The organism is Streptomyces sp. ACA25 (assembly GCF_028200735.1).
Taxonomy (GTDB): Bacteria; Actinomycetota; Actinomycetes; order Streptomycetales; family Streptomycetaceae; genus Streptomyces.
This window is the reverse complement of sequence record NZ_JAQKPV010000004.1, coordinates 19,274-31,344: the sequence shown is the minus strand read 5'-3', so window position 1 is coordinate 31,344 and position 12,071 is coordinate 19,274. Positions and strand designations below refer to the sequence as shown.

Sequence of the window (12,071 nt, the reverse complement as noted above, 5' to 3'; positions counted from 1 at the left end):
GAGTGCGTGCTATCCCTTCACGGCCCCGGCGGACATGCCCCCGGTGACCCGTCGCTGGAGAATGAGGAAGAGGACGAGCACCGGGATGGTCACCAGCGAGGAAGCCGCCATGGTGGCACCCCAGTCGTTCCCGAACTGCTCCTGGAACGAGGCCAGCCACAACGGCAGGGTCTTGGCCTCCGGTGACTTGTTGAGCACCAGCACCATGGCGAACTCGTTCCACGCCAGGATGAATCCGAAGATCGAGGTGGCCATGAGCCCCGGGGCGAGCAGGGGGAAGATCACCCGGAAGAACGCCTGGGTGCGGGTGCATCCGTCGATCATGGCGGATTCCTCCAGCTCCTTCGGCACGGCCGCGATGAATCCGCGCAGCGTCCAGATGGTGAAGGGCAGAGCCATCACGAAGTAGATGAGTGTCAGGGTCAGGAGGCTGTTGAGCATCTCCAGGTCCCGGGCGTTCAGGTACATGACGATGAGCAGCACCTCCCACGGGGCCATCTGCGCCATCATCACGACCAGGACCATGCCCCGCCGCCCGCGGAACCGCATCCGGGCAAGCGCGAAACTCGCCAGCATGGCGACGGCCAGGGCCAGGGTGACGGCGCCTATGGTCACCACGAAGCTGTTGCGGACCAGGGTCCAGAACAGGTCGACACCGGCCGCGGTGCCGTAGTTGTCGAACGTGGGAACGAAGAAGAAGACGGGGTCCCTGGTCAGGATGTCGGTGCGCTGTTTGAAGGAGCTGGCGAACATCCAGTAGACGGGCAGGATGAACAGGGCCGAAACCAGCAGGGCCACGACGTTCGGCCAGATCCTGCCGAACCGCTTGGCGCGCAGGGCGCGCGTGACCCGGATGTCGCGGCTCCGGGGCGGGCCCCCGGCGACGGTCTGCCGGACAGGATCGGCGGCGGGCGGCGCTCCGGCCGGTCCGGCGACGTTGATCTCGCTGATTCGGTTGACGCCGCTCATGACTGCTCCTTCTCCTGCTGGAGGATCAGGCGGAAGTAGAAGGACATGGCGACCAGCAGAATGAGGAGCGTCAGCACGGAGATCGCCGCGGCGACGCCGAACTGCTGCTGGCCCATGCCCTCGATGTAGGCCATGACCGGCAGGGTCTCCGAGGCCCGGTTGGGGCCGCCACCGTTGAGGGCGTAGATCTGGGCAAAGGCCTTGAACACCCAGATGATCTCCAGGAAGGTCGTGATCAGGAAGAACGGCTTCATGATCGGGACGACCACGGACCAGAAGATCCGCCAGGGGGAGGCGCCGTCCATCCGTGCGGCCTCGTAGATCTCGCCGCTGATGGTGGTCAGGCCCGCGTAGAGGTTCAGTGCCACGAAGGGCACCGACATCCAGACGATGAGCACGGTGGCGATGGCCAGGGTGGAGGTGCCGGAGCCGAACCAGTTGTGCTGCTCGTAGCCGGAGAAGCCCAGCGTCCGCATGAACCAGTTCATCAGGCCGAACTGGGTGTCGAAGATCCACTGGAACACCGTCACGCTGGGGATGATCGGCATCGCCCAGGCCAGTACCAGGGAGACCGACAGCACCAGCCGCATCTTCCGGCCCAGCCGGTTGAGCAGCAGGCCGAGCAACGTGCCGACAGCCATGATCAGCAGGACGTTGGCGGCCATGAAGACGAAGGTGCGGACAACGGTGGACCAGAAGCGGGGGTCGTTCAGGACATGAACATAGTTGTCGAAGCCCGTCCATTCCGTGGTCCGGGAGATCAGCTGCCGCCTGCCGAACTCCTGAAAGGAGATCACCGCGTTGCGGAACAGCGACCAGCCGAGCACCAGAAGCAGAGAGAGCAGCGCCGGCGCGATCAGCGCGTAGGGCATCAGGCCGCTGGGGACCCGGCGTCTCCCCCGGCCGGCGGGCCGCGTACCGGGCCCCGCCTCCTTGGCGTCCACGGTCAAGTTCTCGTCCTTCTGGTGCTCGTGCTGGTGGGTGGTCCGGGAGCGGGCCGTCGGCTGGTGGCCGCCGGCCCGCTCGTCAGCCGGCCGTCGTCACTCCCGGTTGATGCGCGCGGTGATCTCGGCGTCCGCCTCCTCGGCGGCGGTCGAGTAGTCCGTGCCCTCCAGTACCTGGGTCATCATTTCGCGGACCGGGTTGGGCACGGTCTCCACGTTGGCCCAGCCGGGGGTCAGCGGCGGGAGGTTGCCGTGGTCCGCGACGGCGTCCATGACGTCGATGAAGGAGCCGGGCTCCGAGTCGGGCATGGCGCTCTCCCGGTTCGGGAGCATGGGCGTCTCCTCGGCGAACTTCCGCATCCATTCGGCGGAGGTGGCCATCTCGAGCCACTCCTCGGCCATCTCCCGGTTCCCGGCACGCTCGGCGATGGCCAGGTTGGAGCCGCCCAGCCAGACGGATCCCGGGGTGTCCGCGGTCTTGCCGGGAATCGGGAACACGCCGAGGTTGGCGTCCCGGCCGACCTCCTCCAGGGCATCGACGGCGCCGTCGAGCTCCCAGGGCAGGCCGATCCAGGAGGCGATCTCGCTCTGCGGGATCACCTCGGTGGCCTGCTGCGGGGATGCCTCGTCGTTGTCGGTCGGCGACTCGGAGAAGCCGTGCAGCTCCTGGTAGAAGGCCATGCCCGCCTCGGCCTCGGGGGTGTTGAGCGCACCCCGCCAGTCCTCGCCGTCCTGGACGGCGAAGTCGCCGCCCTCGTCCCAGATGAGCCCGGAGAGAAAAGCGTACATCTGGCCGGGCAGGTACATCGGCTCGGCGTCGGTGTTCTGCTCGATCGCCTCCAGGGCCTCGATCCACTCGGCGCGGGTCTCCGGGACCTCCGCGCCGGCCTCCTCCCAGATGTCGATGTCGTAGACCACGGCGCGGTTCGCGGTGTACCAGGGGGCGGCGTAGAGGCCGCCCTCGAACTCGGTGCTGGCCAGCGTGCCCTCGTACCACTCGTCGTAGCCGAGGCGGTCCCGCAGGTCGGTGAGGTCGGCGAGGCCGCCGGTGTTGGCGAACGCGGGGGTCTGGGTGTTGCCCAGTTCCAGCACGTCCACCGTGCCGTCCTCCGAGAGTGCCGTGGTGATCGTCTCCTGGATGCCTGTCCACTGCTGGATCTCGACGTCGACCTCCACGCCGTGCTCCTCGGTGAACGCCTCGTTCAGCTCCTCGAGCCAGGCATCGGGGGCGGAGCCCTGCATCAGCCAGACCGTGATCGCCTCGGAACTGCCGCCTTCTCCACCGTCACCGGACCCGCACGCGGCCACTCCGGCGGTCATCGCCGCCACGCCGATGGCTGCAATAAGCTTGCGCTTCACGTCACCCTCCTTAAGGGGGCCGGACCCTTGTGCTGGTCACGGGACGGCCTTCAGTGCTGTAATCAAGAGGTGTAGACCAGTTTCGAGAAGCGTGGACTAGACCACTTGGGGTGTCAAGACCCCACGGGACGGTTGCTCCGCCCGTTACCGGACCGACATCTACCACGAGAACCGCACTGGTCCAGACCGTGCCACGATGTGAGCTGCGACATTTCGGAGGAGCCGGTGACGGCAGCAGGGGACACACCTGGAAGGCGTGCGATGACGGACGGGGGGGCGCCCACGAGCGCCAGGAACCCGGCGGTCGGTGCCGCCCCGGGCAGCGACAACAGCGACCGCACGCGTACCGCCCGGGTGCCGAAGTACTACCGGCTCAAGCGGCACCTCCAGCAAATGACGGAGACCATGCCGCCCGGCACCCCGGTGCCACCCGAGCGCTCCCTCGCCGCCCAGTTCGACACCTCCCGCACCACCGTGCGGCAGGCGCTGCAGGAGCTGGTCGTCGAAGGCCGCCTCGAGCGCATCCAGGGCAAGGGCACGTTCGTCGCCAAACCCAAGGTCTCACAGGCCCTGCAACTCACCTCCTACACGGAGGACATGCGCGCCCAGGGCCTGGAGCCCACCTCCCAGCTGCTGGAGATCGGCTACATCACCGCCGATGAACGGCTGAGCCGGCTCCTCGACCTCGGCACCGGTGGCCGGGTCCTGCGCATTGAACGGCTGCGGCTGGCCAGCGGGGAGCCGATGGCCATAGAGACCACCCACCTCTCCCAGGAGCGTTTCCCGGCCCTGCGCCGGAGCCTGGTGCGCTACACCTCCCTCTACACCGCGCTGGCCGAGGTCTACGACGTGCACCTCGCGCACGCCGAGGAGACCATCGAGACCTCCCTGGCCAACCCGCGCGAAGCCGGACTGCTGGGCACCGACGTCGGCCTGCCGATGCTGATGCTCTCCCGGCACTCCCACGACACCCGGGGTGAGCCGGTGGAGTGGGTCCGTTCGGTCTACCGCGGGGACCGCTACAAGTTCGTGGCGAACCTGGAAAGGCCCTCGGGACGGAACGTGTAGCTCACGTCGCACACCGAGCCCGGAAGGCACGCATGCGGCGAGGATGCGGCAGGTGGCGACTGAGGGGTGCCCGGCCATGTCGTCGCCGACGACCTTGGGGCGCCCTCCGTGACGGCCGCGCTCGCTGCACCGGCGGCGGAGCCGCCGGTGCTGACCGGCCGGCCCGGTGCGCGACACTGACGGGATGGACATCGACATCAGGGCGGCCCGCCCGGAGGAATGGGACGAGGCCGGTGAGCTGTCCGCGCAGGCCTACCTGCAGGGCGGACTGCTGGGACCGGGAGCGGCCGACAGCCCGTACCTGGCGCAGCTTCGCGATGCCCGGCCACGGGCGCAGCACGCCGAGCTGCTGGTGGCGGCCGGCCCGGCAGACGGCGACCTGCTCGGCACGGTGACCTTTGTCGCCGTGCCCGGCAGCAGGTACTCCGAGATCGCCCAGCCCGGGGAGGCGGAGTTCCGGATGCTGGCGGTCCTCCCCCGGGCCCGGGGCCGGGGCATCGGGGAGGCCCTGGTACGCGAGTGCGTCCGGCGGGCTGCCGCGCTCGGCAGGGACCGCGTCGCGCTCTCCGTCCTGGACGGCAACCGCAGCGCTCACCGCCTGTACGAGCGGCTGGGCTTCGGCCGGGTACCCGAGCGTGACTGGCAGCCGTTGCCGGGGTTGTCCCTGCTGGTCTTCACCCTCCCGCTGCCCGGTCCACCATCCCCTTCCGGCAGTCTCCGCCGGAGCTGACAAGCTGACGACCTTCTTCGAACGACGGGTCTCCGCCTACCAGGTGGCCGTGGAGGCGGCGTCTCCTTTCGACGACGAGTTCTGGGCTCCGCCGCCTCCGCCGGGGCCGCCGGCCGGTTCCTCCCGGGCGGCGGCCCCGCAGGACTCAGTCGAGCAGGTCCCTCGCCGCGGCCATCCGCTCGGCGTGCTGCTCGGTGAAGAGGCTGAGCATCTCGGCGTGCTCCTCGATCTCCTCCTCCTGGTGCTCGGCGTCCACGGCCGCCCAGCGGGCCACCAGATCGGTCTCCTCCTTGCAGGCGATGTCCTTCAGCGCTGCCTCGATCGCGGCCTCGCCGGAGACGTCACCGGTCAGGCCGAGGTCTTCCTGCACGGTGAGCGGGCTGTCCGTCTCGTAGCCGTGCCCGGCCATGCACTCCGACCATTCGGCGAGGTACCCGGCCACCCGCTCGTCCTCGTCGGCGTGGGAGCCCGCGTCGTCCTCGAGCTGGAAGAGCACGGTGGGATCGACCCAGTCGGCATCCGGGTTGTTGATCCGCAGGGTGGCGTCCCCCGCACATCCGGTGATGGGCACGGGCTTGCCGTCGAGCTCCGGCCCCGCCATGGCCTCGGCCTCCTCGAGAGTGAGGGGCGTGTCGACGGGATCGAGGTCCGGGTCGCCGTACAGGGCGAGTTCCTGCTCCTCGGTGAGGTCCTGTTCGTGCACCGGCGCGTAGGTGTTCGGGTCGAGGTCGATCGGGTGCATGTAGCCGTGCTCGGCTGCCAGCACCGGGTCGTCCACTCCGTACAGGTAGGTGTACGGCGCGAGGCCGGCCGGTTCCGGGTGCCGGGCGGGGGTGTACTCCTGCCCGAGTTCGCGCATGCACGCGGCGACGAGGGCCTCCCGGGCCTGCTCGAGTATCTGCTGGTCCTCGTCGCTGATCCGGTAGGTGTCCAGTGGCATGACCAGACCGTCGGTCAGGCCGGCCGAGGTGGTGACCTCCGCACCGGACCCGGCGCCGTCCTCGGCGGCGCCGTCGTCCGTGCTCCCGGCGGAGGAACAGGCGGTGAGCAGGATGAGGGCGAGCGCGGCGGACGCCGCGGTGTGGTGGTGACGCACCGGTTCTCCTGATGCTGGGCTGACGTGGGGGTGCGCCCGTGGCCCGCCCCCGGCCGGGGGCGGGCCACGGGCCCGGTGGGGAGAGCCTTCCGGTTCACCCCGTGGCGTTGCGCAAAGGGCCTCAGATGCCGCAGTTGGACGCGGACCAGAACCGGCTGGAGCGGGTGTCCACGTGGGTGTGGTTGTGGTGACCGGGGTAGCCCGGGCCGAGGATGCCGTTGAAGCCGTGGTTCCGGGCCTGGCGGGCCAGGTTGCAGAACGAGTGGCTTCCGACGAGGTCGACACCGTCCCCGTACAGGTGACGGCTGTTGCTGGCACCGCCGACCCGGCTGTTGCAGGTGTAGGAACGGAAGCCGCTGCTGATGTTGATCGGCGCGTTGCCCATCGCCCGGCGCATGGCCTGAAGCTTCCACATGGCCCGGCGCGCGTTCTCCCTCGCCACGGCCGCACTGACCGCACCGCCGGAGTAGTTGGAGTTGCACTTGTTCAGCTCGGCGAAGGTGAAGTTCACCGTGGAACAGTCGGCGCTCTGCAGGGCGTAGATTTGGTTGAAGGTCTGCGGCCCGGCAACGCCGTCGACGCTCAGACCGTACGCCTGCTGGAAGCGCCGGAGCGCCTGCTCGGTGTGCGGGCCGAAGCTACCGTCGAGTGCGAGCACCGAGCCGTAGCCGGGATACCCGGCCAGCCGGATCTGGAGCTGGGTCACATCGGCGCCGGACATGCCGCGCCGGAGAGTGCGGCTCCAGGTGTAACAGGCGTCCTGCGTGCTGATGTCCTCGACGGCGGCTTTCTGGGTGACCGCGTGAGGGGCCGCGGTGGCGGTGCCGGCGGTGAGGAAACCTCCGACGAGTCCGACTGAAGAGATCATGACAAAGGAGAGGACGAGACGGGCAGTACGTCTCAACATGGGGCCTCCGGTGTGAGGGAACGGAGCACAGAGAGTGGCCCGGGCCACGGCTCCGCGTCAACGATCTCCGGAGTCTGCCAGAGGACCCGCCACTGGCGGAATCAAAGTTCCGGATCCTGCACCTGGTCAGCCCGGGACCGGCCGCTCAGCCGTTGGGCACCGTTTCATAGCGCGGCGTGCCCTCTTCCATCATCCGCAGGGCCTCCTTGCGCTCCCGCTTCGAAAGCCGGTCGATGTACAGCCGGCCGTAGAGGTGGTCCGTCTCGTGCTGCAGGCAGCGCGCGAAGTAGCCGGTGCCCTGCACCACGATCGGGTTGCCCCGCGCGTCCTGGCCGCGCACCACCGCGTAGTCGGGACGCGGAAGCTCGGCATAGGCGGTGGGAACCGACAGACAGCCCTCGTTGCTGTCGTCCAGCACCCGGTCCCCGGCGGGCAGCTCCGCCAGCACCGGATTGCAGACCGCGCCGACGTGCCGGACACCTTCGTCGTCCGGACAGTCGTAGACGAAGACCTTGAGGTCCACCCCGATCTGGTTGGCCGCGAGGCCCACGCCCTCCGCGGCCCGCTGGCTGGCGAACATGTCATCGATCAGCGCCGCCAGCCGGTCGTCGAACTCCGTCACGTCCCGGCACTCCCGGTGCAGCACCGGATTGCCCACGACGGTGATCGGCCGCACAGTGCCGCGCTCCCGGTGCGCCCGCTCGCGCTCCTCGCAGTTCTCCGTGTCGACGAGAAACCCGCCGTCGATCCGCTGGTCGGTGTCCTGCTGCGCCATGGTCCGCCGTGTGCCTTCCTGCTGCCGTCTCCGGGCGGCCGCTCACTCACGCCCGCACCCCCGGAGGCCCCGGTTCAAGGGCTCGAGTAACCCGTACAGCTTACGGCCCGGTCGCGGACGGCGGGGTCAGCACACCTCTTCCAGGTCCCGCCACTCCCGGGTGTCCGGGCTGTCCGCCACCCAACTGTCGAGCAGCCCCCGCACCAACGAGGCCGGGGCGGCCAGACCGCACTCCCGCTCGGGGGACCACAGGCCGTCGGGAACCGTGTGCCCCAGCGGCCCCGGGTGCCCCGGCACACTGTGATCGTGCGGGTCCGGTTGCGCGGCGCCTTCGCCCTCCCCGGTGGGCATCCGGCTCTCGGAGCAGGCCCGGCACAGCAGCCGGACCGACGAGGACCAGTCCTCCGCCGCGTAGCCGGCGTCGGCCGCCAGCAACTCCAGGGCGTCCCGGTCGTCCTCGGTGGCCGCCTCCAGCAGCACCACCCAGGTGGGCACGGAGGACGGCGCCCACAATTCGATCTCGTCGAAGACCGGATAGACCGAGGTGCGGCCTCCGGCCGTGGTGGTGCGCTCACCGTGCGGCACTCCGTCGTGCAGGACGACCTCGCCCCAGCGCCGGCCCGACGAGGGAAGCGGGATGTTCTGCACCTCGATCCGGGCCGGGTCCAGCCGGCGCCCCCAGACGACCTCCGCCTCACCCTCCGGGGAGAGCCGTACAGCGGCACCGCCGAGTTGCATGCCCAGCGGCTCGCCCACCGCCGAGGCGTCACCGGACACCGGCAGACCGTAGGCCCGCCACGCCCGCCTGGCCAGCGGCCAGTCCTGCAGGGCGGTCGCCGCGATCCCGACGTTCCACCAGTCAGGGGCACCGGTGTCCTTCTCCACCAGAGCGACGGCCCGCAGCCCCGCTGCCCGCGCCTGCTCCCAGTCGTGCCGGAACTTGTGCAGCAGCGCCAGGTTGAACCAGGACTCGGACCGCCACGGCTCCAGATCGGCCGCCCGCGTCAGCAAGGCGTCCGCGTCCGCGTACCGGCCGTCATCGATGAGGGTGAACGCGCGGTTCGTCGCCAGCCGCCAGTCCGTGGACGGCCGCTGCCGGACCCTGCTGAAGATCCTCACCATGACCTGCCTGATTCCCGCCTCGGATTGTGCACTTCAGGAGTTCTCCTGTCCGCCCTGGACGGCATCCAACCATGCGCGGGCAGGTCCCTGCTCCCAGCATGGGCCAGCAGGACGCCCGGCGCGAGAGCATCACGGCAGTCACCGGGCCGCGCGGCGGGGACAACAGGTGCCAACGGGGCGATCTGCCGTGGCCCGCGCGAGAGTTGCGGGAGGCGGAAGGAGGGTTCCGGCGGCCGGTACGGCCCGCCACCGGAGCGCGGGCCGGGCCCGCTGTTCGAGTGAAACCCGAGGACGGCCGTGCAGCCGGTTCCGTATCAGTCGGGGGTCTCCGGAAGCGTCTCGCCGGCCCGGATGAGGTCGATCCGGTCCATTACCTTGGCCCGCAGGCCGGCGGGGACGTCGTCGTGGCCGCAGCAGCGCTTCACCAGCATCTTCACCGACTGCTCCAGACCGTACTTCTCCAGGCAGGGAAAACACTCGTCCATGTGCTGCTGGACCTTCTCCCGGTCGCCCTCGGGCATCTCACGGTCCAGATATTCGTACAGGTGGTCCAGGACCTCGGAGCAGTCCGTCTCGTGCGGCTCTCCACAACTCATGATCCTGAGCCTCTCTCTGCGCCTGCCGGAACCAGGCCGCGCTCCCGTGCGTAATCGCCCAGCATGTCGCGCAACTGACGGCGCCCGCGGTGCAGACGGGACATCACCGTGCCGATGGGAGTCCCCATGATCTCGGCGATCTCCTTGTAAGCAAAACCCTCGACGTCCGCCAGATACACCGCGATCCGGAACTCCTCGGGAATCTCCTGCAACGCTTCTTTCACATCCGAGTCGGGCAGGTGGTCCAGTGCCTGGGACTCCGCGGACTTCAGACCCGTGGACATGTGCGACTCGGCACGCGCGAGCTGCCAGTCCTCGACTTCCTCGGCCGCGCTGCGCTGCGGCTCCCGCTGCTTCTTGCGGTAGGAGTTGATAAAGGTGTTCGTGAGAATGCGGTACATCCACGCTTTGAGATTGGTGCCGCGCCGGAACTGGTGGAACGAGGCGTACGCCTTCGCATACGTCTCCTGCACCAGGTCCTCGGCGTCCGCCGGGTTGCGGGTCATGCGCAGCGCGGCGGAGTACATCTGGTCGAGGTGCTCCAGCGCATCCCGTTCGAACCGCGCGTTCCGCTCGTCCGCGGTCTCCTCGGCGCTGCCGTCGTCGGTCGTGGTGACCGTACCCACCTCCTCCATCAGCATGGTGAGCCCGGGGAAGGACCCACCCGTTTCGGAGGATAGACGACGACCGGTGGCATCCGCCGCCCGGGAGGAACGCCCGGCAGCGAGCCGCAGCGTCGCCCAGTCCACATCGGCGGCCGTCCGCGCGGCCTGATCCGTGGGGCGGGCGGGGCAGGCGGTCGATCCCATGGAGTCCTCTTCCCTCTCGCGCGGAAAGCTCTCCGGCAAGGGAGAGCGGCGGTCGTCACCGTGATACTCCGGGTAACACCGCGGAGCCCCGGGTCATTCCCCGGGAAGCTTGTCCAGCCAGCGCGCGACCGCCTCGGTGACCAGCCCGAGTGCTGCCGTCCGGGTGAGGTCCGCCCGCTTCGGCACCGCGAATCCGTGATCGGCGAACGGCACCTCGACCAGATGTGTGCCGGCCGGGAACTCACCCGGCCGGCCGAAGGGGTCCCGGGCGCCCTGCACCACGAACGTGGGCACCCCCGCCTCGGACAGTTCTCCGGCCCGGGACTTCTCCGGCCGGCCGGGCGGGTGCAGCGGGAAGGCCAGCGCCAGCACCGCCCGGGCGCCCAGGGCGGCGGCCGTCCGGCAGGCAACCCGCGCCCCGGCGCTGCGGCCCCCCGCGACCACCGGCAGCCCCGGGGACGCCAGCTCCGGCCAGAGCGCGGACCAGGCGGAGTCCAGGGCCTTCGGTGCGGGGGCGACCTTGCGGCCGGCGACCCGCCAGGGCTGCTCGACGAGGGCGACCGACACGTCGTGCCCGGGCAGCGTCATGGCCAGGGCCTGCAGGTCCGGGGCCTCGATCCCGCCGCCCGCGCCGTGTCCCAGCGCGAGCACGGCACGCGCCCGGGCAGCTCGGTGCCAGGTGATCCGGGCGTCGCCCGCCGGGGTGACCACACGCTGGACCTGTGGTGCGGGCGAGGCGCCCGCTGGTTCGTGGTGCATCAGCTCTCCCGCGGCAGCGCGCCGCTTGTCCGGCCGGTCAGAACAGCGTGCCCTCGGCGGGGGCGTCGATCTCCTTGAGCAACTCAGGGCTGTTGTTGCGCACATTGCTGACGTCAGTACTGACGGGGTAGGCCCGCACGCTGCCCGGCGGGGGCGGGGCGAGCAGCCCGCGGAGCTCCTCAGGATCGGTGCGGGCCGGGTCGAGCCACGCGTCCCAGTGGTCCGCCGTCAGCACCAGCGGCATCCGGGGATGAATGTCGGCGAGGGAGCGCGGCCGGGGCCCTCCCCCACCGGGCAGCGGTGAGCTCTCCGCTTCCGTGGTGATCACCGTGCAGGTGGCCCACCAGGCACGCGGGTGCTCGTCCGGGAGAGTGCGGTCCCGCCAGAACTCGTACAGCCCGGCCATCGCCATCACCGAACCGTCGGGGGGAGTGACGAAGTACGGCTGCTTGCGGGGCCGCTTCCGCCTGCCCTTCTCCTCCTCCTGCCGCTCGCTCCTCCCGGTGACCCATTCGAAATAGCCGTCGGCAGGCAGGAGACAGCGGCGGGCGGCGAAGGGCCGCCGGTAGGACGCCTTCTCGTGCACCGTCTCGGCGCGCGCGTTGATCATCTTGACGCCCACGTCGGGGGACTTGGCCCAGGACGGCACCAGTCCCCAGCGCAGGGTGCGGAGCTGGCGGACCGGGCGCGGGTCACCGGATCCCTTCACCGGCCGGTCGAGCACGGCGTACACCTCTTTGGTGGGCGCCACATTCCAGTCGGGGGGCAGGGCCTCGTCACGGTCCCAGCGCTCGATCCCGAACAGCCCGGCGAGGTCCTCCGGCCGCCGGCTCGCCGCATAACGTCCGCACATGGGTCCAGCCTAAGGTCCGGTACCGACAACGGGCCGAACGGCAGCGGACGACACCGGGGCCGGCCCGCAAGGGGGCCCGGAAGC

Annotated in this window: 13 protein-coding genes; 2 read left to right on the top strand and 11 right to left on the bottom strand. The window is 70.0% G+C overall.

The genetic code is table 11. The features are described from left to right. Positions 1–9 precede the first annotated feature (9 nt). From PJ985_RS08150 to PJ985_RS08140, 3 genes are all read right to left on the bottom strand, one after another. Positions 10–837: a carbohydrate ABC transporter permease gene (locus PJ985_RS08150; protein ID WP_271683236.1), complete on the bottom strand. Its 828-nt coding sequence runs from the start codon at positions 835–837 to the stop codon at positions 10–12. Between the two features lie 128 nt (positions 838–965). Next, positions 966–1,913, bottom strand: a complete 948-nt coding sequence (locus PJ985_RS08145; RefSeq protein ID WP_271683235.1) for a carbohydrate ABC transporter permease — start codon at positions 1,911–1,913, stop codon at positions 966–968. A gap of 96 nt (positions 1,914–2,009) precedes the next feature. Continuing rightward, positions 2,010–3,272, bottom strand: coding sequence for an extracellular solute-binding protein (locus PJ985_RS08140; protein ID WP_271682923.1), 1,263 nt, complete (start codon positions 3,270–3,272; stop codon positions 2,010–2,012). 261 nt (positions 3,273–3,533) lie between these two features. Between PJ985_RS08140 and PJ985_RS08135 the strand changes: the two genes are divergently transcribed. After that, positions 3,534–4,340: a GntR family transcriptional regulator gene (locus tag PJ985_RS08135; RefSeq protein WP_271682922.1), complete on the top strand. Its 807-nt coding sequence runs from the start codon at positions 3,534–3,536 to the stop codon at positions 4,338–4,340. A 184-nt stretch (positions 4,341–4,524) separates the two neighbouring features. Further along, the gene (locus PJ985_RS08130) at positions 4,525–5,070 is read left to right on the top strand and encodes a GNAT family N-acetyltransferase (RefSeq protein WP_271682921.1); all 546 of its coding nucleotides are present in this window, start codon (positions 4,525–4,527) and stop codon (positions 5,068–5,070) included. Positions 5,071–5,215: 145 nt separating this feature from the next. Here the strand turns inward: PJ985_RS08130 and PJ985_RS08125 are convergent, their stop codons facing one another. From PJ985_RS08125 to PJ985_RS08090, 8 genes are all read right to left on the bottom strand, one after another. Then, positions 5,216–6,166 carry a hypothetical protein gene (locus PJ985_RS08125; RefSeq protein WP_271682920.1) on the bottom strand — a complete coding sequence of 317 codons (951 nt, stop codon included), beginning with the start codon at positions 6,164–6,166 and terminating at the stop codon, positions 5,216–5,218. Positions 6,167–6,287: 121 nt separating this feature from the next. Further along, complete coding sequence (locus tag PJ985_RS08120) at positions 6,288–7,073, bottom strand: D-Ala-D-Ala carboxypeptidase family metallohydrolase (protein WP_271682919.1); 786 nt, start codon at positions 7,071–7,073, stop codon at positions 6,288–6,290. Between the two features lie 145 nt (positions 7,074–7,218). Then, positions 7,219–7,848 carry a peptide deformylase gene (def, locus tag PJ985_RS08115; RefSeq protein WP_271682918.1) on the bottom strand — a complete coding sequence of 210 codons (630 nt, stop codon included), beginning with the start codon at positions 7,846–7,848 and terminating at the stop codon, positions 7,219–7,221. Between the two features lie 126 nt (positions 7,849–7,974). Then, positions 7,975–8,967 (bottom strand): tetratricopeptide repeat protein, encoded by a 993-nt coding sequence (locus PJ985_RS08110; RefSeq protein WP_271683234.1) that lies wholly within the window; start codon positions 8,965–8,967, stop codon positions 7,975–7,977. 317 nt (positions 8,968–9,284) lie between these two features. Next, entirely contained in the window at positions 9,285–9,566 is a 282-nt protein-coding gene (gene rsrA, locus PJ985_RS08105; protein WP_271682917.1) for a mycothiol system anti-sigma-R factor, read from the bottom strand. Next, on the bottom strand, positions 9,563–10,192 hold the full coding sequence (locus tag PJ985_RS08100; RefSeq protein ID WP_443033449.1) for a sigma-70 family RNA polymerase sigma factor: 630 nt from the start codon (positions 10,190–10,192) through the stop codon (positions 9,563–9,565). Before PJ985_RS08100 ends, rsrA begins: the two co-directional genes overlap by 4 nt. 276 nt (positions 10,193–10,468) lie before the next feature. Continuing rightward, positions 10,469–11,134 (bottom strand): alpha/beta hydrolase family protein, encoded by a 666-nt coding sequence (locus PJ985_RS08095; protein ID WP_271682916.1) that lies wholly within the window; start codon positions 11,132–11,134, stop codon positions 10,469–10,471. 37 nt (positions 11,135–11,171) lie between these two features. Then, positions 11,172–11,987, bottom strand: a complete 816-nt coding sequence (locus tag PJ985_RS08090; RefSeq protein WP_271682915.1) for an SOS response-associated peptidase — start codon at positions 11,985–11,987, stop codon at positions 11,172–11,174. Between the last annotated feature and the right edge of the window lie 84 nt (positions 11,988–12,071).

What these genes read in the sequence shown, in the direction of transcription:
- PJ985_RS08135 (WP_271682922.1), top strand. Translation starts at nt 3,534, where the DNA reads ATGACGGACGGGGGGGCGCCCACGAGCGCCAGGAACCCGGCGGTCGGT.
- PJ985_RS08130 (WP_271682921.1), top strand. Translation starts at nt 4,525, where the DNA reads ATGGACATCGACATCAGGGCGGCCCGCCCGGAGGAATGGGACGAGGCC.
- PJ985_RS08120 (WP_271682919.1), bottom strand. Translation starts at nt 7,073, where the DNA reads ATGTTGAGACGTACTGCCCGTCTCGTCCTCTCCTTTGTCATGATCTCT.
- def (WP_271682918.1), bottom strand. Translation starts at nt 7,848, where the DNA reads ATGGCGCAGCAGGACACCGACCAGCGGATCGACGGCGGGTTTCTCGTC.
- rsrA (WP_271682917.1), bottom strand. Translation starts at nt 9,566, where the DNA reads ATGAGTTGTGGAGAGCCGCACGAGACGGACTGCTCCGAGGTCCTGGAC.
- PJ985_RS08095 (WP_271682916.1), bottom strand. Translation starts at nt 11,134, where the DNA reads ATGCACCACGAACCAGCGGGCGCCTCGCCCGCACCACAGGTCCAGCGT.
- PJ985_RS08090 (WP_271682915.1), bottom strand. Translation starts at nt 11,987, where the DNA reads ATGTGCGGACGTTATGCGGCGAGCCGGCGGCCGGAGGACCTCGCCGGG.